Origin of the sequence: Flavobacterium sp. FlaQc-48 (assembly GCF_044007335.1) — a bacterium.
In the GTDB taxonomy this organism is placed as follows: Bacteria; Bacteroidota; Bacteroidia; order Flavobacteriales; family Flavobacteriaceae; genus Flavobacterium.
Map to the genome: position 1 here is coordinate 401549 of NZ_JBIPCR010000004.1, position 25763 is coordinate 427311.

The window sequence follows — 25763 nt, forward strand, 5'->3', positions numbered from 1 at the left end:
TGTAACAAAAAAAGAGACTCAAAATGAGCCTCTTTTACTTGAATTAAATAACTAACATTAAATAGAATCCTGAATGGTTTTAAGCCATTTTTTTGCAAACATATGATCCTGATACGCACTTATTTGTTTAATACGGTCATCGTCAAAATCATAGAATGGGATTGTAATTTTTTTAGGAGTTTCTTTATCCTGAAATTCAAAATCAATCTTAACAATAGTATCAGAAGGACCTTCAGTTGTCAGGACTAATTTAGCAGAAGAAACACTTTTTAAATCTAAATATGTTGATTCCTGCTGATTTGGATTAAAATTCATCAGGATAAATCGTCTGTTTTTTTGATCTATAGTAAGCGTTTTATTGCTTTGGGATTCTGTCAGGTCGAAATCTTCCGGATGCGTTGGATTGAACTTCTTTTTTATGTTTAAAATTTTTGATTTGTTTGCAGCGCTCGATCGTGCTGAAAAATATACCGGTATGGCTACTATGATGGCAATCACAATACCAATTATGGTTACACTTGTTTCCATTTTTGTTTTAGAATTTGATAGTTTATTATGAAACACTAAACAGCCTTTAAGTAAAAAGCAGCTTATTTATTAGTAAGAATATTTAGTCTTACTATTTGAAAATCATAGGATTACTACCAGAAAAAATGAAAAGGGTAGAGCAGTAAAAGAACTTTTTTGCTCTGTGTTGCAAATTGATTTGAAAAGTTTGATGTTGCTTTTATTATGTGATGCTGTGGAACAACAATCAATAAAGAGTCAAACCATTTAATTAAATTAGGATGGCTCGTTTTGATATTACCTGCAAACTGATAAGCTGCCTGAGGTTGTATAAAAGCAAGAGAATCGGCGTGGTCTATAGAAAAATTGGTATCGGTTTTTTTATTTTCGATTTTTTGCACAGCAACTTCATTTGCCTGAGAAGCAAAAAAAGCCATGATCAAAAGTGATACAAAAATAATTGTTTTACGAATCCAATTCATGGTCGCGAATTTAATTCATAAAAGACAATTAAAGAAATTTTAAAGAATTAATTAACTTTAAAAGTGCAGTTATTATTTTATCCTCAACGTTTAATAATTATGGTTGAGGATAAAACAGGGTTATTGTTGCATTTTAAAATAATAATCAGCTGAATGTTTACCACTTCCGTAAAACAAAAAGAACATGCAAACTAATAGTACTACTATTGCCAAAATCAGGCTTTCGGAGTGCATGTGCCCCATAAAGTTTACCAGAATTGCTCCAAAAAGAATTGGTAATTGAGCTGCAATTGCCCAACGGGTAAGTAATCCAAAAACAATCATAATACCTCCAATCATGTGGGCCGGTGCAATGTAATGTAAAAGAAACATTCCGCCCCCGTACTGATCGATCGGAGAAATTAAATCATGCAGATATTGGGCATTCGTTACAAACGAAACCCCTTTCATAAATAAAAAAACACCCAATACAATACGTACTAAATCTACAGGTAAATAAGTGTGCGAATTTGCCCACTTATTCAGGCTTTTTACATTTTCCATGATACTACGTTATTAAAAATTACACCTAAAGTTACTAAATTTTAATGGAATATGTATTTTTAAGTGCTTGAAAATGAGTTTTTTATTATTTGTTTAACGTATCATTGAAAATCCTTAAATAGTTAAACCTGAATAACGCCTAAATTGAATGGTTTTTGAATCGGAGCGTGATTGGCAGCTTCGATTCCCATAGAAATCCAGGTACGGGTATCTAAAGGATCAATGATAGCATCTGTCCACAATCTTGAAGCAGCATAATAGGGTGAGGTTTGCTCATCATATCGTGCTTTTATTTTATTAAACAATTCAGATTCTTTGGCTTCGTCTACAATTTCTCCTTTCGCTTTAAGCGAAGAGGCTTCAATTTGGGCTAAAACTTTTGCCGCCTGAGTTCCGCCCATAACGGCAAGTTCTGCACTGGGCCACGCAAAAATTAATCTCGGATCGTAAGCTTTTCCACACATGGCGTAATTTCCTGCCCCGTAGGAGTTACCCACAATAACTGTAAATTTTGGCACTACAGAATTACTAACGGCATTTACCATTTTAGCACCATCTTTTATGATTCCGCCATGTTCAGATTTTGATCCTACCATAAAACCTGTAACATCTTGTAAAAAGACTAAAGGAATTTTTTTCTGGTTGCAGTTGGCAATAAAACGAGTTGCCTTGTCTGCGCTGTCAGAGTAAATAACGCCGCCAAACTGCATTTCACCTTTTTTGGTTTTAACCACTTTTCTTTGATTGGCCACAATTCCAACTGCCCAGCCATCAATTCTGGCATAGCCGGTAATGATCGTCTGGCCGTAACCGTCTTTATACGCTTCGAATTCTGAATTATCAACCAGACGATTAATGATTTCCATCATGTCATATTGCTCATTTCTGGCTTTTGGCAAAATTCCATAAATATCTTTTGGTTCCAGAGCAGGTTTTTCGGCTTTGATTCGGTTATAGCCCGCTTTGTCATAATCGCCTATTTTGTCTACAATATTTTTAATTTTATCCAGAGCGTCTTTATCGTCTTTTGCTTTATAATCCGTAACGCCTGAAATCTCGCAATGCGTAGTGGCACCACCTAAAGTTTCGTTATCAATAGTTTCCCCAATAGCTGCTTTTACCAAATAACTTCCGGCAAGGAAAATACTTCCTGTTTTATCAACGATTAAAGCTTCATCACTCATAATAGGCAGATAAGCTCCGCCGGCAACGCAACTGCCCATTACGGCAGCAATCTGAGTGATTCCCATACTGCTCATTTGTGCATTGTTTCTAAAGATTCGGCCAAAATGCTCTTTATCCGGAAAAATTTCATCCTGAAGTGGTAAATAAACTCCTGCACTGTCTACCAGATAAATAATTGGTAATCTGTTTTCCATGGCAATTTCCTGTGCACGCAGGTTTTTCTTTCCGGTAATAGGAAACCAGGCCCCGGCTTTTACTGTAGCATCATTGGCCACAACAATACATTGTTTGCCTCTTATGTATCCTATTTTGATAACAACACCACCAGAAGGGCATCCGCCATGTTCGGCATACATTCCGTCTCCAACAAATCCTCCAATTTCAATACTTTTTGAACCTTCGTCCAGTAAATAAGCGATACGTTCCCGGGCAGTCATTTTACCTTCGGCATGTAGTTTTTCTATACGTTTTTCGCCTCCGCCTAATTTTATTTTTGCAAATTTTTGTTTTAGGTCAGAAAGTAATAATTTATTGTGATCTTCGTTTTTATTGAAGTTTAAATCCATGATATATTGAGGTTTTTACAAAATAGTGTTGGCTAATTTACAAAATCAATTGAAACCCACATAATAAATATTATCCTGGGATGAAATAATAACAGGTTTCCTCAGTTCTGAAATAAACAAAAAAAAAACAGAAGCGAACTTCTGTTTTTTATAGATATAGGTATGTTGTTTTATTTTTTAGAATCACAAACCATTCGTTTTAGAATAGCCCATTGTTTTAAGGCGTCTCTGGCTTCGACAGCAGGATATCCTAACATTGTTTTACCGGCAGGAACATCACCAACAACACCTGATCCGGCACCTACAATAGCTCCGTCGCCAATAGTTGTGTGATCTTTTATAGAAGCACTTCCGCCAATGATAACACCATTTCCTAGTGTTACAGAACCGGCCAAACCACTATTTCCGGCCATAATACAAAATTTACCTAATTTACTGTTATGTCCAATCTGAACTAAATTATCAATTTTACATCCGTCACCAAGAACAGTTGAACTAAATTTTCCGCGATCAACACAAGTGTTAGCTCCAATTTCAACGCCATTTCCAATGATTACATTTCCAATTTGTGGAATTTTGACTAAACCTTTTTCGCTACAAGGACGGAATCCGAAACCATCGGCCCCAATTGTGGCATTTGGATGAATAATACAATCACTCCCAATATGGCAACGTTCACGAACTACAGTTCCGGACCAGATAATGGTATTTTTACCAATAGTACATTCGTCTAAAATCGTAACATTTGGATAAATCGTTGCATTTGCACCAATTTCTACTTTTGGCCCAATATAACATCCGGCACCAATTCTGGCACCTTCGCCAATAATAGCCGTTTCATCAACATTTGCTGATTTGTGAATATTATTATGGAATATTGGAGTAGGTGGCGCGAACAATGCTAAAATTTGAGACATTGCCAAATCGGCATTCTTTACTTTAATAAAAGCACGGTTATCTCCGGGTTCAATTGAAATGTCTTCGTTAACAACTGCAATTGAAGCTTTTGATGCTTCCCAAAATTTTTCATATTTTTTATTTCCTATAAATGAAATTTCAGAAGTGGTGGCTTTTTCTAATTGTTCTGTTGCTGTTATACTTTGTGAAGTTGTGCCGTAAATTACGCCGTTGATAACTTCATTAATTTCTTGAATTGAATAGGATTTCATTGAATGAATTTAAGTGATTTAAGGGGTTATTTCGCACCAAATAAAATCAATTAGATTTAAATTACCTAATCTTATTTTGATCTTTTTTATATAGTATTTTAAATAATAGTTTAAATATTACAAATTTAACAGTAAATCTATTAATTTCTTGATTGTTTTCGAATTAATGGTGGTTATAGTGTTTTTTTTTCTGCTTTCAATCCCGGTATTTGTAGGTTTTTAAAGGTGATTTTTTTAACACTTAAATTTGTAATGTTTATTAAAATTTAGCAGTGCTATCTTGTTTTAAATCAATTCATTTTATGTTTTTTTGATCTTAAATGCACACTCTAATTGAGGCTTAATGCAGGATGGTATTTTGTAGGTTTCGTTTTCTTTGATTTTCTGAGTATTCTTTTTTGGGGAAATTTTAATAATTTTTGATAGAAAATGGACAAAATGAAAATTTGATTTTATTTTTCTTGACTGTTTTTTCAATTTAATTTTACAGATGATTAAAATTGGTAGGTTAAATCTGAAATAAAGATGAAAATATTTTTTTGAGACTCCTTTAATAATGAGTCTTTTATTCTTTTTTTAGTATTGAATTAAATCAAAAAAGCGATTCACTTTTAGAAGGAATCGCTTTTTGATTATTTACTCTTTTATTTTAGATAATGAAATTGCATTTATGCAATAACGTAAACCGCTTGGTTCAGGACCATCCGGAAAAACGTGTCCTAAATGTGCATCACAAGTATTGCAAACTACCTCAACACGAATCATTCCGTATGATTTGTCGGCATGATAGGCAATAGCATTTTCTTTTAATGGTTGTGTGAACGAAGGCCAGCCTGTTCCTGATTCAAACTTTTCGCTTGCATCAAAAAGTAAAGTCCCACAACATTTACATTCATACAATCCCGGATCGAAAAGACTGCAAAGCTCAGAGCTAAATGATCTTTCGGTACCTTTTAAACGTGTAACCTGAAATTCTTCAGCAGTTAAAAGCTGTTTCCATTCTTCGGCTGTTTTCTCCACTCTTTTATCAGGAGTTGGATTTCCTTTATTCGTAAAATGAATTATATCGGCCCATTTTATCATAGTAGTAGATTTAAAAATGAAAATTTTAATTAACCCTTAAGGTAGTAAGAAAAATTAAGTTTTTGCTTCTTAATGAAACTTAATGTCTTAAGGGTGAAATCTTTTTTATGTTGGGAATAGTATCTATTCTTCCTCTTTTTGCCCCATCATCATTAAAAATGCTTTAAGGAAAGGATCAATATTTCCGTTCATAACGCCGTCAACATCGCTGGTTTCATAACCCGTACGAACGTCTTTTACTAATTTATAGGGCTGCATTACATAATTACGTATTTGAGAACCCCATTCAATTTTCATTTTTCCGGCTTCGATATCAGCGCGTTGTGCCTGTTGTTTTTTTAGTTCAATTTCATACAATTGAGAACGCAACATTTGCATAGCACGCTGTCTGTTATCCTGCTGTGACCTGGTTTCAGAGCATTGTATCTGAATTCCGGTTGGTTTGTGTACCAATTGTACTTTGGTCTCAACCTTATTCACGTTTTGCCCTCCTGCACCACTGGAACGGGAAGTAGTGATTTCAATATCGGCAGGATTAATATCAATTTCGATACTGTCATCCACAAGCGGATAAACATATACTGATGCAAACGAAGTATGACGTTTGGCATTACTGTCAAAAGGAGAGATTCGAACCAAACGATGTACACCGTTTTCACCTTTTAGATACCCAAAAGAATAATCACCTTCAAACTCCAGGGTAACCGTTTTGATTCCGGCAACCTCGCCAGCCTGAAAGTTAAGTTCTTTTATTTTGTAGCCATAGCTTTCACCCCACATCATGTACATGCGCATAAGCATTCCTGCCCAGTCACAGCTTTCGGTTCCGCCGGCACCGGCAGTAATTTGTACTACGGCACTTAAACTGTCTCCCTCATCAGAAAGCATGTTTTTGAACTCAATGTTTTCAATATGAGTTTGTGTAGTATTGTAATGTTCGTCTAATTCTTCTGCAGAAAGTTCTCCTTCTTTGTAAAAATCGTACGCCAATTGCAATTCATCAGTAAGTTCAATGGCTTTGTTGTAATCTTCGATCCATTTTTTTTTGTTTCGAAGGTTTTTTACAATGATTTCGGCTTCTTTGGCATTGTTCCAAAAGTCCGGTGCGAAGGTTTTTTCTTCTTCGTTGGCGATTTCAATTAGTTTGGCATCAACGTCAAAGATACCTCCTCAACGCACCAAGGCGCTCCACAATACCTTTTATTTGCTCGGTAGTTGTCATAAATTAATAGTAGTTTTTAGGTTTCTTATAAATATTACGTAGTTAGAAAGAATGACTTATAAATACGTGATTTTGTGGTACAAAAATAACATATAGTTTTTAGATTATCGAATTAATTTTACCTCAGAAAAAAATAAGTAATGCCATTTATACAAAGATGATTTTTGTAAATTTTACTGCAAAATAAACAATACGAGAGTGTGTTAACCTAAAATTTAAAATCAGGTTAATTTTCTTTTTTAGGGAGCTTATTTGACTAATATGTCTTGTGGTTGATTTTTAGAAACTTAGCTTTGTTTTTCAGGATATGAGAAATGTATATTTTTTTTGTCTAACAAATTGGTTATTAAAAATATAAGGCTACTTTAGAATATTAATAGTAGTTTTATATGTTTTTTGTAAATATTACGTTAATTTGGTTCAATAGTATTCACAAGTTAAATTTTAGCAAAACTTGCTCAGAATAACTATCAGTAATACGTAATTTTGCTGTACAAAAAAGATATACTTTTTAGAATATGGAAATAAATTTAATTAGCGATACCATTACCAAACCTACATACGAAATGTTGCAGTATATGTTTAACGCTCATGTTGGCGATGATGTATACAGGCAGGATCCTACGGTTATTGAGCTGGAAACCAGAGTAGCTGAATTTTTTGGAATGGAGGCCGGACTTTTTTTTCCGTCAGGAACAATGGCTAATCAGACCGCTATAAAATTACATACACAACCGGGAGAACAATTAATTGCAGACAAATATGCCCACGTTTATCATTATGAAGGGGGAGGGGTTTCGTTTAATAGCGGCGTTTCCTGCTGTTTGTTAGATGGAGACCGCGGAATGATTAATGCCAGTCAGGTAGCGGCAGCGATTAATGATCCTGAGTTTTATCACAGCCCTTTAACCAGTTTGGTATGTGTAGAAAATACCACCAATAAAGGGGGTGGAGCCTGTTATGAATTAGAAGATTTAAGAGAGATAAAAAAGGTATGTGATGCCCATAATTTGAAGTTTCACCTTGATGGAGCGCGAATTTGGAATGCACTGGTTGCCAAAAGACAAAACCCAAAAGAATTTGGGGCTATTTTCGATACCATTTCAGTTTGTTTGTCTAAAGGATTAGGTGCTCCTATAGGTTCTGTGTTGTTAGGAAGTAAAGCTGATATTCACAGAGCGTTGAGAATCAGAAAGATACTTGGTGGAGGAATGCGTCAGGTTGGATATTTGGCTGCCGCGGGATTGTATGCTTTGGCTAATAATATAGAAAGACTCGCTGAAGATCACAGAAGAGCTAAAGAAATTGCAGCTATTTTAAGTACAAAATCATGGATCTCTGCAATAGAACCTGTAGAAACTAATATTTTAATTTTTTCTTTAGCCGAAGGTTATAGTGATCAGCTTTTGATCGAAAAATTAAAACAGAAAAATATTTTGATCAGTTCAATGGGACACAATAAACTCCGAATTGTAACACACTTAGATTATAAGGAAGTCATGCATACTTATGTAATTGAAACGTTGCAAAAGTTTTAAAAAAAGGTGCAAAGGGACAAAGGTTCAAAGTTGCAAAGGTTTTTGATTTTGTAAACTTTTAAACAAAAAAAAGAAGCACAATTGTGCTTCTTTTTTTTAACCTCTGAACCTCTGAACCTCTGAACCTCTGCACCTTTGCACCTTAGTATCTTACTTAAAAAGATTATCCATTCCCGGAATCATTGGCATATCCATCTTTGCGACAGCATCAAGTTCTTGTTCATTGACGCTTGTTGCTTTTTCAATTGCTTTATTTAACGTTACAATTAAGTAATCTTCAAGTTGTTCTTTATCTTCTAACAGAGAGTCATCAATAGAGATTGATTTTACTTTTCTATTGGCTGTCAATGTTACCTTTAATAATCCGTCAGCGCTTTGTTCATCAATCAAAACAGTATCCAGGCGCTTTTTAGTATCTTCAATTTTTTGTTGGGTTTCTTTAAGTTTGCCCATCATTCCCATTAAATCCATTTTTTGTTGATTTTTAAATTATTTCATACAAAATTAGTATATTGCTGTATTATATCAATAGAATATTTTATGAAAAAATTAATTCTGTTCTATTGTGATTGTAGTATTTTTGCTGCTTCGTATTTAAAAACTAATGCTAAATCAATGCAAAACGATATAATGGCTCCAAAAGCCAAAGAAATTCCAAAATCATTAAAAAAACATAAAGAAACTAGAATTGATAATTATTTTTGGTTAAATGACCGTGAAAATCCTGAGGTTATTGATTATTTAAATCAGGAGAACTCTTATTATGCGAATATGACCTCGCATACAAAAACACTTCAGGGCGAGTTGTATGAAGAAATGAAAAGCAGAATCAAAGAAGATGATTCGTCTGTTCCTTATTTCTACAATGGTTATTTTTATATCACACGTTTCGAAACAGGACAGGATTATCCTATATTTTCAAGAAAAAAAGGAAGCCTTTCAGCAGATGAAGAAATTTTGTTCAATTGCAATGAATTGGCAAAAGATCATGCTTACTTTAAATTAGGAGGCCTGAGTATAAGTCCTGACAACAAATTTGCCAGTTTTGGGGTTGATATTGTGGGAAGAAGAATTTACACCATCCAGTTTAAAAACTTAGAAACAGGAGAAATTCTGGCCGATAAGATCGAAAATGCCACAGGAGGATCTGTTTGGGCAAATGACAATAAAACTGTTTTTTATACCAAACAAGATGAAGTTACTTTAAGGGCGGATAAAATTTTCAGGCATAAGCTTAATACAGCAGTTACGGAAGATGTTTTGGTTTTTAATGAAACAGATGATACTTTTAATGTTTCTATCAGTAAAGAAAAGTCAAGAAAATATATTGTTATTGGTTCCGGAAGTACTTTGACCACAGAATACAGAATACTGAATTCAGACAATCCTGATGGCGAATTTAAAGTGTTTCAGCCTCGTGTACGTGGTTTGGAGTACAGTATTTCTCATTTTGAGGATTCTTTTTATGTTTTAACAAACAAAGACAAGGCTACCAATTTTAAGTTGATGAAAACGCCTGAAAATAAAACAGGAAAGAAAAACTGGGTAGACCTTATTCCGCATCGGGAAGATGTTTTATTAGAGGATATTGAAATTTTTAAGAATTATTTAGTGGTTGAAGAGCGCTCAAATGGCTTAAATCATATTCGTATCATGCCCTGGAATGGCGATGCCGATTATTATCTTCCTTTTGGCAGTGAAACTTACAATGCTTATACTACAACAAATATAGATTTCGATACAGATGTTTTGCGTTATAGCTATCAATCGCTTGCAACACCATCTTCTGTGATTGATTTTAACATGACAACTAAAACCAAAGAAATTTTAAAAGAGCAACAGGTTTTAGGAGGCAAGTTTGACAAAGAAAATTATATTGAAGAACGTGTATGGGCAACAGCCAGAGATGGTGTAAAAGTGCCAATTTCTATGATTTATCGTAAGGGATTAAATAAAAATGGAAAAAATCCGTTATTGCTTTACGCTTATGGCTCATACGGAATTACGATGGATACTTATTTTTCATCAACAAGACTTTCGCTCTTAGACCGCGGTTTTGTTTATGCTATTGCCCATATTAGAGGAGGGGAAGATTTAGGAAGGCAATGGTATGAAGACGGAAAACTGTTAAAAAAGAAAAATACCTTTACAGATTTCATCGATTGCTCTAAATTTGTAATAAACGAGAAATACACATCTCCTGAACATTTATATGCTGAGGGAGGATCTGCAGGAGGACTTTTGATGGGAGTTATCGTAAATGAAGCCCCTGAATTATACAACGGAGTGATCGCCCAGGTACCTTTTGTAGATGTAATAACAACAATGCTGGACGACAGTATTCCGTTAACAACCGGAGAATATGATGAATGGGGGAACCCAAACAATAAAAAATATTACGATTATATGTTATCATATTCGCCTTATGATAATGTAAAAGCACAAAATTATCCTAATATGTATGTTTCTACCGGATTGCATGATTCGCAGGTACAGTATTGGGAACCAGCCAAGTGGGTGGCTAAATTGAGAGATCTGAAAACAAATGATAATTTTTTATTTTTAGATACCAATATGGATGCCGGACATGGCGGAGCGTCAGGACGTTTTGAAGCCCTAAAAGACTTAGCAAAAGAATTTAGTTTTTTATTAGATTTAGAAAAAATTAAAAGCTAATTAGAAATTTTTTGTTAAATTTGCAACCTATCAGGGTTATTTTAAAATATACCTTTGATTAACTATTTTTTTATGAAAGAAGAAATAAACGCTTATAATAATGTTTTAGAGTTAATAGGTAATACCCCACTTATTAAGCTAAATAAAATCACCGAAGACTTAGAAGGTAATTTCTACGCAAAGGTAGAAGCTTTTAATCCGGGACATTCCTCAAAAGATAGAATAGCGTTATATATTATTGAAGAGGCTGAGAAAAGAGGGATTCTATCACCAGGTGATACCATTATCGAAACGACATCTGGTAATACAGGATTTAGTTTAGCAATGGTAAGCATTATAAAAGGTTATAATTGTATTTTGGCTGTAAGTTCAAAATCATCGAAAGATAAAATTGACATGTTGAGGAGTTTAGGAGCAAAGGTTTACGTTTGTCCGGCTCACGTTTCAGCAGATGATGAAAGATCTTATTATAATGTCGCTAAACGATTGCACGAAGAAACCAAAGGTTCCGTTTACATCAATCAGTACTTTAATCAATTGAATATTGATGCGCACTATAACAGTACTGGGCCAGAAATCTGGGAGCAGACAAAAGGAAAAATAACGCATCTTATTGCTTGTAGCGGAACAGGAGGAACGATCTCAGGAACTGCAAAATTCTTAAAAGAGCAAAATCCAAATATTAGAATTCTGGGTGTCGATGCTTTTGGGTCTGTATTAAAGAAATACCACGAAACAAGAGAATTCGATAACAAAGAAATTTATCCGTATCGCATTGAAGGTTTAGGTAAAAACCTGATTCCATCTGCTACAGATTTCGATATTATCGATAAGTTCATGAAAGTGACCGATGAGGAAAGTGCACATTCAGCCCGTGAAATTACAAGAAAAGAAGGATTATTTGTTGGATATACTTCCGGAGCAGTAATGCAGGCGATTAAACAATATGCAGAAGAAGGAGAGTTTACAAAAGATAGTAATATTATTGCTATTTTCCCTGATCACGGTTCCCGATACATGAGTAAGGTATTTAGTGATGACTGGATGAACGAACAAGGATTCTTTGACAGCGTCAACGAAGAAGAAGTTCAGAAAATTGAATTTGTAAAGTAAGTCAATTGCTTTTTTAGATATAAACTCCATTTCGTAAGGAATGGAGTTTTTTTTTGAAATATTTCTAAAGGATTACTAATAATTTCTTTAGCTGTGAAAAATGAATTTCTGTTCATTGTTGATTTTGAGTATTTAATTATGAATACCGTATAACTACGTAGGATATTTTGATTTTTTTTGAGGTTAATTTAGTATTTTAATAAAATCATAAACGGTATAGGGAAATACAATTAAGAGTGAAAAATCATTGATTTTGGTTATTTAAACGATTATTTAGGTTCGTTATCGAGTAAATTTCTGCTCAAAAACATAATAATCTAGTTTAGCAGTGTTAAAATGATGCCATATTTTAATATCCTAAATCTACTATTATGAAAAAAATTCTACTCACTTTACTGTTTGTAAGTTATTTGAATGTTAATGCTCAAAATCCAATTCAGGAGTTTAATTTCAATGGTACTTTAAACAATACTTCTAATACCACTTCTTTTATTGGGACTAATAATTTTGTAGCAGACAGATCAGGAGTAAGCAATAGTGCTCAACGTCTTACTAATAAGGCTATGGAAGCAGTAGTGGATAATCTTCCTCAGGGCAATAGTGCAAGGTCTGTGAGTATCTGGGTAAAATTGAATGATATTACCTCAGCAAATTATATCTGGGGATACGGAACTGCTTATAGTGCCCAATATTGCGGATTACTACAACAAGGCACAACCTCTTCAAATTCAGATTTAAGTTTAGCAGGCTGGGGAGCTTCAAATGATGTTATTGTTTCGACTCCGCTTGCAAAAGACGTTTGGTACCAATATATGATCACATACGACGGAAAAGTTTCTAAAATATACCGCAATGGTGAATTATTAAAATCTGTTGAAGGAGTTTCACGCTCGACCAAAGGAAATATTTTGAGATTGGGAGAAATCAATACAACTATAGGTATTAACGCAGATATAGACGATTTAAGGATCTATAATATTGCTTTGACAAATGAGCAGGTCACAGCCTGTTATGAGAGTTCAAAACCTCTTATTGCTGTTGCTTCAATAACTCCTGCTGCAAAAGCAGTAAAAACAGGAGTTGTTAAACCAAAAGCAGTAACCAAAACAGCGTCGTCAAATACTAATATTGCCACTGTTGATGTAAATACAGTAGTAGCGAAGAATGTTGAAGTATTCTCGCAAGGGCAAAAAATTTTAGGAAACAGCAATGCTTTAAACCTTAATCAGTTGCCTGAGGGAACTTATTTGTTAAAGATAACAAATTCAACTTCCAAAAAAATAACCTCAAATTGATAACACGATTTTGGTTCATAGTAACTAGTTAGTTCATTTTTATTTTCAATTTTTTTATTAAGCAGTCAAATTTTTTTGAATAGTGAAAAAGCCTTCTGAAACTAATTTTGGAGGGCTTTTTGATTTTTAGGATCACTTTTTTTTATACTGTCTGATCAGGATTTAGTGAAGTTAAAAAGATAATCTTATCAAAATAGCGACTACTTTTCTTAAATATAAAATTCTATTCGTATTGTAAATTGACTTATTTGTAAAAATGTTTTTACAAATACTAAAACTTAGGTTCTTTAATTTTGATTTATTACTTATTTAAATAAGAATACCTTATTTATATCGCTAAAGTGTTTGGTAATTTTGAATTAAATTTATAGTTTTAACAAAATTATAAAAACTATAAGTAAATTAAATTAAGAGTTTTAAATTATCAATTTTAATTATTTAATGTTTTTTTCTTTGTTGCCAAGTAAATTTTTGCCCATAATAATCCCATATAGTTCAGTATTTAAAAGATACACTTTCTTAAATAGCCTAAAATCTGTGAATATGAAAAAATTATTACTAACATTAATGTTTGTAAGTTTTTTAAATAGTAATGCCCAAAATCCAGTTCAGGAATTCAAATTCGATGGAAATTTAAATAGTACTGATAACACGATTTCTTTTCTGGGAACACCTAATTTTGTAAATGACAGAATGGGAGTTGCTAAAAGTGCCCAGCGACTTACCGGCAAACTTTTACAAGGCGTAGTAGGGGATCTTGCTCAGGATAACAAACCAAGATCTATATCGATCTGGGTAAAATTTAATGCTATTACTTCGGTTAATTATATTTTAGGGTATGGCAGTGCAGTAAATGGCCAGTATTTTGGTTTATTGCAACAAGCGGTATCTTCGGGCAATTCTGATTTAAGCCTGGTTGGTTGGGGAGATACCAATAATGCTATAGTGTCTGTTCCGCTTATAAAAGACGTCTGGTATCAATATAGTGTTACTTATGACGGGACTACTTCAAAAATATACCGCAATGGTGAATTATTAAAATCTGTTGATGGAATTCAACGTTTAACAAAAGGCTACATTTTAAGATTGGGAGCGCTAAATGCTACAACCGGAATTAATGCTGATGTAGATGATCTTAAAATATATAGTGTTGCCATGACAGATGAGCAGGTTATGGAATCTTATAATAGTTCGAAACCGGCTCTTTCAGCCGTAATTGAAACTGTTCAGGCTCCGAGTGCAGTAAAGAAAGTTGCCGCGGCACCAACCGTAAAAACTACAACTGCAGCAAAAACAGTAGCAGCACCCACTATTGAAACCAATACGGGGTCTAAAACTATTGAGGTTTTCTCCCAAGGAAGAAAAATAGTGGGAAGCAATGCTTCTAATATTGGAGATTTACCGGAAGGAACTTATTTATTGAAAGTAACCAATAATCCTGCTAAAAAGTAAGTAGGTGTTTTTAAGTCAAATTATGACTTTATTATATTGAAAAAGCCTTCATAAGTTTAACTTAAGAAGGCTTTTTGATTTGATAGGTTCTACTACAAATAGCATTACCGGAATAATGACAACATATCTTGACGATTGTAATCGTAAAATCTATTTTTCTTTAAGTAATTTTTCTAAATACTCGATCTTATCTTTTTCAGCTTGCAGCAAACGTTCGTAAAGTTTTTTGTTTTCGTCGACAACTTCCATCATTTTATCCAGAGGATTGAATGAACAATGATTTGCGTTTGCATTTACAATACTGCCACTAATATCATTGTCGTAAATGTTGTTGAAATAATTAATTGCCGCTTCTTCAGAAAAATTCTTAATTGCTTCAACCGTTACACCAAGTGCTTTTGCTACTGCAATTAATTTTTCTTCGTCTATCGTTTCACTATTTTCTATTAACGATACAGCTTGTTGGTTTGTGCCTAAGGCTTGCGCCAAAGCTTCCTGCTTCATATCTCTAAGTTCACGAATACGGCTAATTTTTCGCCCTATATGATTTGGTTTTGTTAGTGTGCTCATAGTTCAAAGATAATAATTATCAATAGAAAATTAAATAATATGTAAAAAACAGATTTAAAGCGGTATGATACGAGCTAACGAAAGATTTGATTGCTTTGGTCTTACTTCGTTTTTATTGTTTGTTTAGTAAATATATAATTTTTCTTACAAGTAAAATACAGCAAAGAATTAAAATTATTATTGATTGTTAGCTTCCCATCTACCCAATTTTTTTCTTTTTTCAATTTGATGTAATGCTAATTCGTTTATTTTCTCATCTTCTGATTGTGATATTTTTTCTAATGCTTCAATGTTGTATGGTTCTGGTTGCGCACCAATTGCGTAGATGATTTTTCTAACAAAAGGATATTTGAGATCTTCATCATATTTATAAAATTCAGGAAGTGCAGAAAGTAGCTGCATTAAATATATTATGTTCTCTTTGTCATTATTAAAACTATCTTGGAATGTTTCAATTATAGATTCGTGTCCATGATGCCAATTCTCTACTAAAAAAAATTGTAATAGTTTCATAAAATCACTATCGGGCATAGAAATTGGAAATCTCCATAATATCTTACTAAATCTCGTATCATAAATAGAATCAGTTTTTGATTCTAATAATAACTGTTTCAGCTCTTCATAATTTGCCCTATAAGGAAAAATTAGAAACAATTTGTCTCTTCTAACTTTATAATTTTCATCAAAAATTTTCCAGTCTTTATCTAAAACTTCCATAATTATTTTACTTTTTCAAAAAATAATATATTTTTATTAAACTCTGCTAATGGTTCTGATTTTCCTAATTCAATATTGACCTGATCTATATTTTCTAACGCACTTTTATCTTTAAATAGAATATAATTTATTATTCGGAATTAAATAATCTAAATCTTTATCTAATCTAATATCAATATCTTCCTTATTAACACCTTGTATGTTGAAAATAAAGTGATTGTTATTATTCTCTGATACTGAAACATGAATTTTTTCTATTATTTGATCTTTTAATTTGAAAACTTCCTGATTTTTTTCAAATACAATTATATTTTTAAGTTGAAATAAATCGCTTGGTATTTGTTTAATTTTTACTTGTTTATATTTTATTTAAAAATCAAGTTATAGTTTTTGTTAACGAAACAAGTTCGCGTTCACGAGCATGATGCTCGCGCCAGCGTGGGGAAGATGAAAAAATTACTCAAGAATGTAACTCACAAATTCATCTCTCTTATCATAAGGAATATCATAATGCAAAGATTTTAATATCATAGTGTTCCAGGGTTTCCATTCATCAGAAAGTTCAGTATTAGTTATCTTATAATGTTCTAAAATTCCTTCTACAAAATAATCCTTTAAGAGTAAATCTAAAATTCTTTCATTTCCATCTTTTGTAAGGACTATTTTGTATTCTAAGTTATTCTTTTCACCAATGTGGAAAGTAAATACACCACTGTCCCATGAACTTAAATATTCTAAATCACCATCTGAATCATATTGGGGAGGGACAAGATTATTATCTTTCTCATATTCAAATATCATTGACATCATACGTTCATTTACCCATTGGTAAAAAACATCTGCTCCTTCTAATAAATCTTGTTTTTCTTTTTCTGAATCCCAAAAGTACTTTTCTGAGTGTAAGCCTTCAGGATTAATTTCAATTATAACAGAATTGAATTTATCTTTTGTTGAGAATAAAGAATTATAAAGCTCATATATTTCATCCGAAAACTCTCGATACTCTTTAGGCTTAGGTCTGAAATAAACTTCCTCTTTATTCTTAATTTCGTAAAATCTTGTACTTACTTTTTCTTTGTTTAATTTGACAATTATGATAACGTTGTTAGTCTCAACGTAATCTTTCACAACTTCTATTAATTTATTAGTTGACTCCATTTTTTTTTTCGGATTTTTGAACCAATTATATACTAGTGGATAGATCTCAGAAGGGCTTTAACCTTCTTTTAAGCCTGTTTTGATACTTATTGCAGTAGTAAATTCAGAATTTTTTATAAACACTTGCTGTACGAGATTGTTTGCTCTGGATATTTATGGAAAACCTAACAAGTTGTTTGTAATTATTTGATATGTGTACGCTTGTAAAGCATCGCAAAGCCAAAGATAATTAGGGAGCTTTTATAGGGAATACTTTTGTAGTGGGGGATATCTATTTTAAATAACCAATTTTGCTGGTCAACTACTATTGTAGTGTAATTGTTAGATTTCTGTTTTTGCTATATATTCATTGATGTTAAATTCTAGATTTGGATTTTCATTATACTGGCTTTTTAATATTTCTTTGGAAAGAAAAATATTGTAGCCCTTTTGTAAACTACCTCTTTCATTAAATTCGTTAACTAATAAATTTTCGTTTTCCCATTTCAAATTTTCATTTATTTTTTTTAAAACAGCTGGTAATCTACTAAAGTTTAAATTATATCGCTCTAAATTCCAAACATATGAAAAATTCTCTTCATTAAAAGACATCGGCAACCAAACATCAGACTTTGTTGCTAATACGAAACTTTGCTGGAATGTACGAAAACTTTCTATACAAAATATATCAGAGTGAATTTCCTCTCCCTGTTCGGTATAAATAACAGTATCACCGTTTATACCAAATTCAAAACAATCCTGCAAATAGTTGTCTTTTTCAATTAAAGCAATCAATTCTTCGACATTACTATAATTCAATATTTCGTTTTTACCTTCTAATGATCTGGGAATAAAAAGTTGAGATTCAATAAGAATAGTTAACAAAGTATTCAAATCTGATGAAATTTCCGGGTATGGTGCTATGTCGTAATCATAATCGTATTTATTACTGTCAAAATGCCAACTCCCTCTTAATTTTCCTGGTAAATAAAGTTTCATATATCTGCGATTGAGTTTTTAGTTAGAGGAGTTTATATTTGTTTTGAATCGAAATGCTTCTGAATATGATGATGAACCTACAACGCGCATCGTGTATTCGCTAGCTTGCGGATGGAAAGTTAAATTGACTTTGTAGAAAATTTTTATAGTCTTCAATAGAGTATTTACCTTTAAACAAATCGTAGTAATACTTTAAGAGGATCTCATTTATTGAATATAAGCCGTAATAAATACCTCCTTTATCATTATCCTTAAAATCATCTGAATAGAGATATCGGTTATTATAATTTTCCAGGCAATATGCTTTAAAATCTTTTTCATCAATGCATAGAAAAGGTCTTAAATAAATTTGATCTATTTTTAAATATTCATCTGAGTTTTTTAAATAAAATTGGGGTATTACGTCTTGATAAGGAAAGCTTTCAATAAAGTTTAAAGAAATTATACAATGCTCATTTTCATAGTATAGATAGTAATCAACAGATTCATTTTCGGCTTCATTGAAATGTATATTTAATCTTAATTGGAAAGTATCCATACTTTTTTTAAGATATTTTTCGATATCGTTCTTAAATGTTTTATATTCTAATAGATTCATTATTTTAAGATTTAGTCATTACACCATTATAGTTTTTGTTAACGAAAGAACTTCGCGTTCACGAGCATGATGCTCGCGCCAGCGTGGGGGAAAGGAAAAATATTAGATTCAAAAACAAACAAACCTTTAAACGGTAAAAACTATCCAAACTTAACTATTAATATTAATAATTCACCAAGCCATTTAAAGTAAATGCAAAAACCGGTGAATTTGCTATTCCGCTAACAGTTTTAAAAACTAATAACAGTCTTTTGATTACTGTTGAAAGTCGTGATTTATATTTTTCTAGAATAATACCGTTTGACATAAAATCAGTAAAAGGAAATATTTTGAAACAGGATATCATTATTGAAACGGAGGAGTTGACTAAAATTATGATAAATGCGAGGATTGGGAGTTAATTATGTGGAGAGAAAGGGGAGGGTAGAGATTTGATTTTTTTTGAGATGTTCATACAAAAATAAAAAGCCTTCTTTAGTTTAGAAGGCTTCTAGATTTAGCTTATTTGGCTGAGAATAGGATGAATAATATTATCTTATATCTTATGTAAGACTTTCAGTGTCGTCAAGTGCATTTTTTGCTTCGTCTATATTGTCTAACATTCTCTTGAAATAGATACTCGATGTATACTTTTTCGTAGTATATTCAATCCTTTCAATAAAGTGCTTACTTTGGAATTTTCCGCTTATTGCACCAAAACTATTTGATACGATTTCAAAGTTCACATCATTGTCAAGAGACTCAATAAACTCGATCGCTTTAGTTTCATTCAAGGACAAAAGAACTTCTAAGATATTGCGAAGTATCATTCCTGCTGGGTCAAAGCTACCGTATTCTTTTGACTCAACCTCGATTATTTTATATACTAAGAATAAAAGTTCTCTTTCCGTAAAGCTAAACGAACAAGATTGTGAATTAGTATCAAATTCCATTTTTAAAATTTAGGGTTTAAAATTAGTTGACCTGCTGAATTTGGCTGAAACTTATTATCGGGAAAAATGGTAGCAAACTGCCCATTAGTCTTGATTAAACCTACTCTTACACCATTATAGTTTTTGTTAACGAAAGAACTTCGCGTTCACGAGCATGATGCTCGCGCCAGCGTGGGGATTATAAAGTAAATTCATTTCTAGAAAAAGTATTTTTACTATCATGGAGGAAGACCATCAAATTTAACTTGTAAACGTGCTCTTAAATAAACGTGAAATTTCTCGAAAAACAATTTAATATCAGCCTCAGAATAACGCTCTTTAAATGGTGAATCAACTATTGATAAACAGTAATCATCTTGAGTTAAAGCGAAGTCAAGACATTTATATAACATTTCCCAATATTCCAATGTTCCTGTTTTTAATAAGTGCTCCCAATAATCATCTTCAAACACTTTTTCATTATTCAATCTATGATGATGATAATAAATAAAATGAACCGCCATCCCTAAATATTTTTGAAGAGTTTTTACTTCCATTTTAGTAAATTCTATTTATTTTAAGATTATTTATATTTGCTCCTCTAGAAATTAATTCTTCGATCAACCCTGTTAATGATTCTGCTGTGATATTTACCAAAAATTTCAAGGCAATCCTTTTCAAAATCGTTATAATCTATTTCTATCATGGCTTCATCATTAATTCTGTTTTTTGAAAATTTTCAGAAGAATATTTCAAGAAGCAAGGGGGCTTATCATTGTAAATGCTTTTGTTTGTGAGACAAAAATAAAAGATATATTTTAGCTCTGTATTGCACAACGTAAAAAATATCAAAATGCCTATATTTATTTGCCATAAAAGAAAATCAATTCAAACGATACAAAAAGAATATCCAGATTCTGAAATAATTGATGTAACATCAAAGGCTACGAATGATTACGTAAAATTTAGTCCTTTTTATCCTGTAGGGAATATTCCACTTCCCTTTACAGATGATCGTTATAGTGAATCTGTAGAAGGGATTTGGCAAGGTTTAAAGGTTTTTGAAGATTGCGGGATTGATGAATCAAAGTTTTTGATTAAAAATATGAAAAACTTAAAAAGGACTACTAGAAAGTATGGTACAGTTTTAGGGCATCAAAAAGGGATATACAGCTCTGAACTTTTAGATTATTATAGTGCCAGGCTCAATATATATGTTCCTTCTTATGAATATGTGTTGAAAAATTACCTTCATGATTTAGTCGAAGAATTGAAAACAATTTCTTCCGTTAAATCATTAGTATTATTAGATTATGAAACAAATACAGACCTTAAAAATATAACGAAACCTCTTTCTCATGCAAGTCTTATTAAAAGCTTTATAGAGAACAACTATAAAGTCCCAACTCTTTAAGATACTTCTTGTTTTGGTCTAAGAGTACTCTTTAAGTTTTTGCAGCATTTTTATTTCTGCAGTTGTTTTCAGATTGGTATTAAATTCAAGATAATCTAGAGGTAAATTTATTTCAAAACGTTTATCAATCATAAATAAGCTCTTTCTAAATTCTATACTAATGGAGAAGTGTGTTGTTTTGGTTTTGACATTATACCACAAATAAATTCCAGTTCTGTCATTTTGAGCATGATTATATAGAAGTACTTCTTTTCCATTTGCATTAAGAAAGTAATTATAGAATATTTCCGAAGGGTCTTCGTAATCTCCTGCATATGAATTTTCTATTTCGAAGTTGTATTTAATTACAGTTTCTTTCCAAACTGCAAAATCACTTTTGTTTCTGTGAAATTGTAAGTTTTTCTTTTCTAGTTCTTCTGACCATATTAATCTAATGTAATCTAATTCTAGAAAATCATATGAAGATATAAAAGCATCTATCAATTTAAATACAGTTTCGTAATTCAATTGATCACCAGCAAAATTCCCTTCAAAAGTTTGAATAAAAAGTTCTCTATTATCAATTGTAGTAACTAATTCGATTGTCTCGTTGTGAAACCAGTTAAGCCATTCTTTAGTTACTTTTAATTTGTTCATTGACTATGGTTTTAATTTTGTTTATTTAGCTTTAAGTAGTATTTACGATGAGATTTAATACCAATATTAAATAAAAAAAACAATCCTTTATATTTAGTTTATCTTAAAGTATGTACTTGTAAATTGATTATTTGCTTTTTGAAGCATTTCCATTTCTACCTGATTTGAACTATAATCCTGGCCTCTGTAAATCCATCTGAAAATATTTGGATAAAGCAGCTCATCAATAATACTTTTTTGATCTATTACTTTTTCTTCGTCTAAATCATATATAAAACATGAATTAGAAAACGATTGAATAACCTGAATTTGCTTTGAATTAATTAAATATGCCCATTCTATAGCTATATTGCTTTCAAACTTTATTTTCTTATTTTCTAAAGTTAACAAATCTGTTAAAACCAAACTTCTTTTATTAATCAGCAAGTGTTTTTCAGGATAAAAAAAGCTCCCTACTAAAACATCTTGTATTGTATTGCCATTTTCTCTAAAGTATACTTTTAATTTTGTTTTGGTGTAATCAAAAGTATTTAGAAGAATAGAGTCAACACACGGAATGAATGCAAAGTGTTTAGTGGGATGTTCTATTTCAATTTTTTCATTTATAAGACATTGAATTGTTTTTACTGAAAATAATTCCTCCGTTCTGTCCAGATCATTAATCAGTACAGAATAATATACCAGTTCCTGGCCTCTGTTGGGCTCTTCCCAGCCCATATACTTTAAGTGAACTTTATTATTTATGCTTTTGAACAAGCTTAAATTTTCGATTTTCTTTACTTCTGTCATTTTAGTTTTCGAACAATTACGAACAAACCTTTAATAAATCTTCCCATAAATCCTTTAAGTATTATACTTCACTGTAATTTAGTCTCCTTTTATGATCTGTTACCTTTGATTTTTGCCATTATTTCAGCTGTTAAAAGCGGATCTTCCCATATACCATGAACGTAGGCAACATCTTCTCCGTAGCTATCTTCTCCGGCTCCTCTTGGCTGATAATCATATTGCCAGCGGCGAAATTCTATTAATAAATAATTTTTATCTGATTCTTTGTCTGTAAACAAGGCAATAGTCGCTGGTAAATCATACAACTTATTTATAAAGGAGTTGTCAGTAGTCAGTCTGGATGGATATATTTTATGGGTAGCCAGTTTAACCCGATATGTTTTTTCAAAAAAGAATAATTCTTCCTGAGTAAATGGATTTTCTTGTACTGCTACACTAAAATTACATTCAAACTTAATTTTATTTCCATTTAACAGAAGAAAAATTTCCGGTCTGATCAATTCGCTTTTAATTTTACAAATACCCGCTGAAAGTAATTTCTCATTTCCATTGCCTTGTATTTCATTTTCAGTACAGTAAAATTCTTCTATTAATCGCATTTATTTTATTTAAATTTTATTTAATATTTATTAAAAATGCTTTACATAATCATCGATTTTTTCTTTTAATCGCTTGGCGAGATAAGTGTTTCCTTCTTTTAAAGCATTATAAATTAGTAAGGACTCTTTGTGGTATTCTTTTTTCTTTTCTGTTGTCCAATAATAGGGTGGGGCATATAGATTGCATATTCTGTCAGCCATTTTCACGGACCATACTTCTTTAGGTAGTTGTCGTATTCTAAATAAGCTATCCTCCATTTGCATATGTTTTTCTAAAGAGGTATTTTTGGTTAAAACACTAACAGCCCTTGCGATTTCTACTCCAAATAAATTTTCGATCTCGTCGTATGTAATTTCGGTATCTTCGATAGTATCATGCAATAATGCACAGGAAATAGCAAAATCAGCATCTATGTTTTCTTCAAAATTAAGTGAATTTATAATCTCGAAGGTGACACTTCCGATATGGTTAATGTATTCGATTTGTAAATTCTCTTCATCTCCTCCGTATTTTTGTCCCTGGTGGAGTTTAGAAATTAAATACCATGTTTTTTGAAGATTATCAATTGACCATTTTTTCATAAGTTTTCTTAATTAGATTTTAATATTTGTAAGTTACTCAATTTCTAAGACACCATAAATAAAGCAACTCTAATATTCACGATATTGAATGTTTTCCTAAATAGTAAATATAAATAGAAGAATATAAAGAATAAAAAAATAAAGGTTCCTGCAAATATTTTAAATCTAAACCAGAAAGGCCACCAGGTTTAAAATATATATTAAGGTATATTTAGAATGATAAACCAATATTGGGTTCTAATTTTTTTTCTGAAGGCTACACAGCAAAAGCCTTCGGATTTGATTTAAGAAGGCTTTTGATTTTATAATTATAGCTATTTTAGCTTATAACACTAAGAACTACAAATAAAATTACTAAAACTATAACGGCGTATCTTGTGTATTTTGATGTTTGCATAATGTGTTTATTTTTAATTAATTTTAGATTTGAGATGCGTAAATATAATAGTTTATTTTAGAACAATAAATTGCTTTATTCTATGTTTAGTTCATTATTATGAGATAACAATATAACTTACGTAAAAGTGAAGATGGTTTAAAAGCCTGGGATGTTTATCGTTTAATTGAATTATCGAAAGACCTCCCTGTGAAAAAGGTATTATTATCTGATATTAAAGAAGTAAATGAACCTTATTGGTTTGAACATAATACTAACCTGCCAACTTGTGCGGATGTTTTTAATCACATGAAACTTGTTAACGCTGCAAACTTAAGATATCCAATCATTTTATGTTCAGATGGTCGCTTAATGGACGGAATGCATCGGATTATTAAAGCTTTATTAAAAGAAAATACTACGATTAAAGCTGTTCAGTTCGAAATGACACCTGAACCGGATTTTATTAATATTCCGGTTGATGACTTGCCTTATTGAGATGATATAAAAAGGAGGAAAAAGTAAGATAACAAAAAAAAGCCCTGAATAACTCCAGAGCTTTTACATATCTTATAAAAGAAAAAATTATGCTTCCTGCATGGTATGATAAACGTTCATTACGTCATCATCTTCTTCAATTTTTTCGATTAGTTTTTCAACGTCAGCGATTTGAGCTTCGGTAAGTTCTTTCGTGATTTGCGGAATACGCTCAAAACCGGAAGATAAAATTTCAAGACCTCTGTTTTCTAATTCTTTTTGCAAAGCTCCAAAGCTTCCAAAAGGCGCATAGATTAAGATTCCGTCTTCATCTTCAAAAACTTCTTCGGCACCAAAATCAATTAGTTCAAGTTCTAATTCTTCGGGATCAAGATTTCCTTTTGCAATTCTGAAATTACAAGTATGGTCAAACATAAACTCAACAGAACCCTGAGTTCCCATTGTACCGTTGCATTTGTTAAAGTAACTTCTAATGTTTGCTACCGTTCTATTATTATTGTCAGAGGCTGTTTCAATCAAAATGGCAATTCCGTGAGGGGCATATCCTTCAAACAAAATTTCTTTATAGTTGGCCGTATCCTTATTGCTTGCATTTTTTATCGCGCGCTCTACATTGTCCTTAGGCATGTTGGCGGCTTTTGCATTCTGTATAACAGCTCTCAATCTAGAATTGGCATCTGGGTTAGGGCCACCTTCTTTAACAGCCATAACGATGTCTTTCCCGATTCGGGTAAATGTTTTAGCCATTGCTGACCAACGTTTCATTTTTCTTCCTTTTCTAAATTCGAACGCTCTTCCCATTACTAATTTTTTATTTTGAGATGCAAAAATACGGTTATTCCTTATTTTTCCAAAATCAAAAATTAAGTTTTTTTGATTTGTTTCATGGTTTCAGGTTTCACGTTCCGGTTTTCGTTGAAACATTGAGAAAATCGATAAAATAAAAAGTTCAATTCGTTACGAATTGAACTTTTTATGTCCTGAAACCTGAAACCTGAAACCTGAAACCTGAAACCTGAAACCTGAAACCTGAAACCTGAAACCTGAAACCTGAAACCTGAAACCTGAAACCTGAAACCTGAAACCTGAAACCTGAAACCTGAAAC

Annotated in this window: 27 protein-coding genes; 7 read left to right on the forward strand and 20 right to left on the reverse strand. The window is 32.0% G+C overall.

Annotated features, from left to right (window positions below):
* Positions 1-57 precede the first annotated feature (57 nt).
* From ACHRWY_RS09240 to prfB, 7 genes are all read right to left on the reverse strand, one after another.
* Positions 58-528, reverse strand: a complete 471-nt coding sequence (locus tag ACHRWY_RS09240; RefSeq protein ID WP_395354022.1) for a hypothetical protein — start codon at positions 526-528, stop codon at positions 58-60.
* 113 nt (positions 529-641) lie between these two features.
* On the reverse strand, positions 642-989 hold the full coding sequence (locus ACHRWY_RS09245) for a hypothetical protein (protein ID WP_395354024.1): 348 nt from the start codon (positions 987-989) through the stop codon (positions 642-644).
* A gap of 120 nt (positions 990-1109) precedes the next feature.
* The gene (locus ACHRWY_RS09250) at positions 1110-1532 is read right to left on the reverse strand and encodes a DoxX family protein (RefSeq protein WP_395354026.1); all 423 of its coding nucleotides are present in this window, start codon (positions 1530-1532) and stop codon (positions 1110-1112) included.
* 122 nt (positions 1533-1654) lie between these two features.
* On the reverse strand, positions 1655-3283 hold the full coding sequence (locus tag ACHRWY_RS09255; protein WP_395354028.1) for an acyl-CoA carboxylase subunit beta: 1629 nt from the start codon (positions 3281-3283) through the stop codon (positions 1655-1657).
* A 170-nt stretch (positions 3284-3453) separates the two neighbouring features.
* Complete coding sequence (lpxD, locus tag ACHRWY_RS09260; RefSeq protein WP_395354029.1) at positions 3454-4452, reverse strand: UDP-3-O-(3-hydroxymyristoyl)glucosamine N-acyltransferase; 999 nt, start codon at positions 4450-4452, stop codon at positions 3454-3456.
* A 636-nt stretch (positions 4453-5088) separates the two neighbouring features.
* Positions 5089-5535: a peptide-methionine (R)-S-oxide reductase MsrB gene (gene msrB, locus ACHRWY_RS09265; protein WP_395354031.1), complete on the reverse strand. Its 447-nt coding sequence runs from the start codon at positions 5533-5535 to the stop codon at positions 5089-5091.
* Positions 5536-5658: 123 nt separating this feature from the next.
* A protein-coding gene (gene prfB, locus ACHRWY_RS09270; protein ID WP_395354032.1) for a peptide chain release factor 2 occupies positions 5659-6757 on the reverse strand; the annotation gives its coding sequence in 2 pieces (ribosomal slippage) (positions 5659-6693 and positions 6695-6757; 1098 coding nt in all).
* A gap of 518 nt (positions 6758-7275) precedes the next feature.
* Between prfB and ACHRWY_RS09275 the strand changes: the two genes are divergently transcribed.
* Positions 7276-8295, forward strand: a complete 1020-nt coding sequence (locus ACHRWY_RS09275) for a threonine aldolase family protein (RefSeq protein ID WP_395354033.1) — start codon at positions 7276-7278, stop codon at positions 8293-8295.
* A gap of 150 nt (positions 8296-8445) precedes the next feature.
* On the opposite strand, the gene ACHRWY_RS09280 is transcribed toward ACHRWY_RS09275, so the two are convergent.
* Positions 8446-8766 carry a YbaB/EbfC family nucleoid-associated protein gene (locus ACHRWY_RS09280; protein ID WP_055098103.1) on the reverse strand — a complete coding sequence of 107 codons (321 nt, stop codon included), beginning with the start codon at positions 8764-8766 and terminating at the stop codon, positions 8446-8448.
* 69 nt (positions 8767-8835) lie between these two features.
* Here ACHRWY_RS09280 and ACHRWY_RS09285 point away from each other — a divergent pair, with 69 nt between their 5' ends.
* From ACHRWY_RS09285 to ACHRWY_RS09300, 4 genes are all read left to right on the forward strand, one after another.
* A complete protein-coding gene (locus tag ACHRWY_RS09285) occupies positions 8836-10971 on the forward strand; it encodes a S9 family peptidase (protein ID WP_395354035.1) in 2136 nt (711 codons plus the stop codon).
* A 72-nt stretch (positions 10972-11043) separates the two neighbouring features.
* Complete coding sequence (locus ACHRWY_RS09290; RefSeq protein WP_395354037.1) at positions 11044-12084, forward strand: PLP-dependent cysteine synthase family protein; 1041 nt, start codon at positions 11044-11046, stop codon at positions 12082-12084.
* A gap of 371 nt (positions 12085-12455) precedes the next feature.
* Complete coding sequence (locus tag ACHRWY_RS09295; protein WP_395354038.1) at positions 12456-13379, forward strand: LamG domain-containing protein; 924 nt, start codon at positions 12456-12458, stop codon at positions 13377-13379.
* A gap of 543 nt (positions 13380-13922) precedes the next feature.
* Complete coding sequence (locus ACHRWY_RS09300) at positions 13923-14831, forward strand: LamG domain-containing protein (protein WP_395354039.1); 909 nt, start codon at positions 13923-13925, stop codon at positions 14829-14831.
* A gap of 150 nt (positions 14832-14981) precedes the next feature.
* Here the strand turns inward: ACHRWY_RS09300 and ACHRWY_RS09305 are convergent, their stop codons facing one another.
* From ACHRWY_RS09305 to ACHRWY_RS09335, 7 genes are all read right to left on the reverse strand, one after another.
* A complete protein-coding gene (locus ACHRWY_RS09305; RefSeq protein WP_395354040.1) occupies positions 14982-15401 on the reverse strand; it encodes a helix-turn-helix domain-containing protein in 420 nt (139 codons plus the stop codon).
* A gap of 177 nt (positions 15402-15578) precedes the next feature.
* Positions 15579-16118, reverse strand: a complete 540-nt coding sequence (locus tag ACHRWY_RS09310) for a hypothetical protein (RefSeq protein ID WP_395354042.1) — start codon at positions 16116-16118, stop codon at positions 15579-15581.
* A 456-nt stretch (positions 16119-16574) separates the two neighbouring features.
* A complete protein-coding gene (locus ACHRWY_RS09315; protein WP_395354043.1) occupies positions 16575-17276 on the reverse strand; it encodes a hypothetical protein in 702 nt (233 codons plus the stop codon).
* 321 nt (positions 17277-17597) lie between these two features.
* A complete protein-coding gene (locus tag ACHRWY_RS09320) occupies positions 17598-18254 on the reverse strand; it encodes a hypothetical protein (RefSeq protein WP_395354045.1) in 657 nt (218 codons plus the stop codon).
* A 100-nt stretch (positions 18255-18354) separates the two neighbouring features.
* The gene (locus ACHRWY_RS09325) at positions 18355-18852 is read right to left on the reverse strand and encodes a hypothetical protein (protein WP_395354046.1); all 498 of its coding nucleotides are present in this window, start codon (positions 18850-18852) and stop codon (positions 18355-18357) included.
* A gap of 542 nt (positions 18853-19394) precedes the next feature.
* Positions 19395-19784, reverse strand: a complete 390-nt coding sequence (locus tag ACHRWY_RS09330; RefSeq protein ID WP_395354047.1) for a hypothetical protein — start codon at positions 19782-19784, stop codon at positions 19395-19397.
* Positions 19785-20002: 218 nt separating this feature from the next.
* Positions 20003-20320, reverse strand: coding sequence for a hypothetical protein (locus ACHRWY_RS09335; RefSeq protein WP_395354049.1), 318 nt, complete (start codon positions 20318-20320; stop codon positions 20003-20005).
* 296 nt (positions 20321-20616) lie between these two features.
* Between ACHRWY_RS09335 and ACHRWY_RS09340 the strand changes: the two genes are divergently transcribed.
* Positions 20617-21177 (forward strand): DUF6939 family protein, encoded by a 561-nt coding sequence (locus tag ACHRWY_RS09340; RefSeq protein ID WP_395354051.1) that lies wholly within the window; start codon positions 20617-20619, stop codon positions 21175-21177.
* Positions 21178-21195: 18 nt separating this feature from the next.
* Here ACHRWY_RS09340 and ACHRWY_RS09345 read toward each other — a convergent pair whose 3' ends face one another.
* The 4 genes from ACHRWY_RS09345 to ACHRWY_RS09360 form a co-directional block, all read right to left on the reverse strand.
* The gene (locus tag ACHRWY_RS09345; RefSeq protein ID WP_395354052.1) at positions 21196-21813 is read right to left on the reverse strand and encodes a hypothetical protein; all 618 of its coding nucleotides are present in this window, start codon (positions 21811-21813) and stop codon (positions 21196-21198) included.
* Between the two features lie 93 nt (positions 21814-21906).
* A complete protein-coding gene (locus tag ACHRWY_RS09350) occupies positions 21907-22602 on the reverse strand; it encodes a hypothetical protein (protein ID WP_395354054.1) in 696 nt (231 codons plus the stop codon).
* An 89-nt stretch (positions 22603-22691) separates the two neighbouring features.
* Positions 22692-23201 carry a hypothetical protein gene (locus ACHRWY_RS09355; protein WP_395354056.1) on the reverse strand — a complete coding sequence of 170 codons (510 nt, stop codon included), beginning with the start codon at positions 23199-23201 and terminating at the stop codon, positions 22692-22694.
* A gap of 30 nt (positions 23202-23231) precedes the next feature.
* A complete protein-coding gene (locus ACHRWY_RS09360; RefSeq protein ID WP_395354058.1) occupies positions 23232-23783 on the reverse strand; it encodes an HD domain-containing protein in 552 nt (183 codons plus the stop codon).
* A gap of 586 nt (positions 23784-24369) precedes the next feature.
* On the opposite strand from ACHRWY_RS09360, the gene ACHRWY_RS09365 reads away from it, so the two are divergent.
* The gene (locus tag ACHRWY_RS09365) at positions 24370-24657 is read left to right on the forward strand and encodes a hypothetical protein (protein WP_395354060.1); all 288 of its coding nucleotides are present in this window, start codon (positions 24370-24372) and stop codon (positions 24655-24657) included.
* A gap of 87 nt (positions 24658-24744) precedes the next feature.
* Here ACHRWY_RS09365 and ACHRWY_RS09370 read toward each other — a convergent pair whose 3' ends face one another.
* Entirely contained in the window at positions 24745-25458 is a 714-nt protein-coding gene (locus ACHRWY_RS09370) for a YebC/PmpR family DNA-binding transcriptional regulator (RefSeq protein WP_059118580.1), read from the reverse strand.
* Between the last annotated feature and the right edge of the window lie 305 nt (positions 25459-25763).

Excerpts from the sequence above, each read along its gene's own strand:
- ACHRWY_RS09370 (WP_059118580.1), bottom strand. The coding sequence starts at position 25,458 with ATGGGAAGAGCGTTCGAATTTAGAAAAGGAAGAAAAATGAAACGTTGG.
- ACHRWY_RS09320 (WP_395354045.1), bottom strand. The coding sequence starts at position 18,254 with ATGAAACTTTATTTACCAGGAAAATTAAGAGGGAGTTGGCATTTTGAC.
- ACHRWY_RS09255 (WP_395354028.1), bottom strand. The coding sequence starts at position 3,283 with ATGGATTTAAACTTCAATAAAAACGAAGATCACAATAAATTATTACTT.
- ACHRWY_RS09330 (WP_395354047.1), bottom strand. The coding sequence starts at position 19,784 with ATGGAATTTGATACTAATTCACAATCTTGTTCGTTTAGCTTTACGGAA.
- ACHRWY_RS09360 (WP_395354058.1), bottom strand. The coding sequence starts at position 23,783 with ATGAAAAAATGGTCAATTGATAATCTTCAAAAAACATGGTATTTAATT.
- ACHRWY_RS09285 (WP_395354035.1), top strand. The coding sequence starts at position 8,836 with ATGAAAAAATTAATTCTGTTCTATTGTGATTGTAGTATTTTTGCTGCT.
- ACHRWY_RS09245 (WP_395354024.1), bottom strand. The coding sequence starts at position 989 with ATGAATTGGATTCGTAAAACAATTATTTTTGTATCACTTTTGATCATG.
- ACHRWY_RS09240 (WP_395354022.1), bottom strand. The coding sequence starts at position 528 with ATGGAAACAAGTGTAACCATAATTGGTATTGTGATTGCCATCATAGTA.
- ACHRWY_RS09295 (WP_395354038.1), top strand. The coding sequence starts at position 12,456 with ATGAAAAAAATTCTACTCACTTTACTGTTTGTAAGTTATTTGAATGTT.
- ACHRWY_RS09350 (WP_395354054.1), bottom strand. The coding sequence starts at position 22,602 with ATGACAGAAGTAAAGAAAATCGAAAATTTAAGCTTGTTCAAAAGCATA.
- ACHRWY_RS09315 (WP_395354043.1), bottom strand. The coding sequence starts at position 17,276 with ATGGAGTCAACTAATAAATTAATAGAAGTTGTGAAAGATTACGTTGAG.
- msrB (WP_395354031.1), bottom strand. The coding sequence starts at position 5,535 with ATGATAAAATGGGCCGATATAATTCATTTTACGAATAAAGGAAATCCA.
- ACHRWY_RS09345 (WP_395354052.1), bottom strand. The coding sequence starts at position 21,813 with ATGAACAAATTAAAAGTAACTAAAGAATGGCTTAACTGGTTTCACAAC.
- ACHRWY_RS09250 (WP_395354026.1), bottom strand. The coding sequence starts at position 1,532 with ATGGAAAATGTAAAAAGCCTGAATAAGTGGGCAAATTCGCACACTTAT.
- lpxD (WP_395354029.1), bottom strand. The coding sequence starts at position 4,452 with ATGAAATCCTATTCAATTCAAGAAATTAATGAAGTTATCAACGGCGTA.
- ACHRWY_RS09290 (WP_395354037.1), top strand. The coding sequence starts at position 11,044 with ATGAAAGAAGAAATAAACGCTTATAATAATGTTTTAGAGTTAATAGGT.
- ACHRWY_RS09325 (WP_395354046.1), bottom strand. The coding sequence starts at position 18,852 with ATGAATCTATTAGAATATAAAACATTTAAGAACGATATCGAAAAATAT.
- ACHRWY_RS09335 (WP_395354049.1), bottom strand. The coding sequence starts at position 20,320 with ATGGAAGTAAAAACTCTTCAAAAATATTTAGGGATGGCGGTTCATTTT.
- ACHRWY_RS09355 (WP_395354056.1), bottom strand. The coding sequence starts at position 23,201 with ATGCGATTAATAGAAGAATTTTACTGTACTGAAAATGAAATACAAGGC.
- ACHRWY_RS09280 (WP_055098103.1), bottom strand. The coding sequence starts at position 8,766 with ATGGATTTAATGGGAATGATGGGCAAACTTAAAGAAACCCAACAAAAA.
- ACHRWY_RS09305 (WP_395354040.1), bottom strand. The coding sequence starts at position 15,401 with ATGAGCACACTAACAAAACCAAATCATATAGGGCGAAAAATTAGCCGT.
- ACHRWY_RS09340 (WP_395354051.1), top strand. The coding sequence starts at position 20,617 with ATGCCTATATTTATTTGCCATAAAAGAAAATCAATTCAAACGATACAA.
- ACHRWY_RS09275 (WP_395354033.1), top strand. The coding sequence starts at position 7,276 with ATGGAAATAAATTTAATTAGCGATACCATTACCAAACCTACATACGAA.
- ACHRWY_RS09300 (WP_395354039.1), top strand. The coding sequence starts at position 13,923 with ATGAAAAAATTATTACTAACATTAATGTTTGTAAGTTTTTTAAATAGT.
- ACHRWY_RS09310 (WP_395354042.1), bottom strand. The coding sequence starts at position 16,118 with ATGGAAGTTTTAGATAAAGACTGGAAAATTTTTGATGAAAATTATAAA.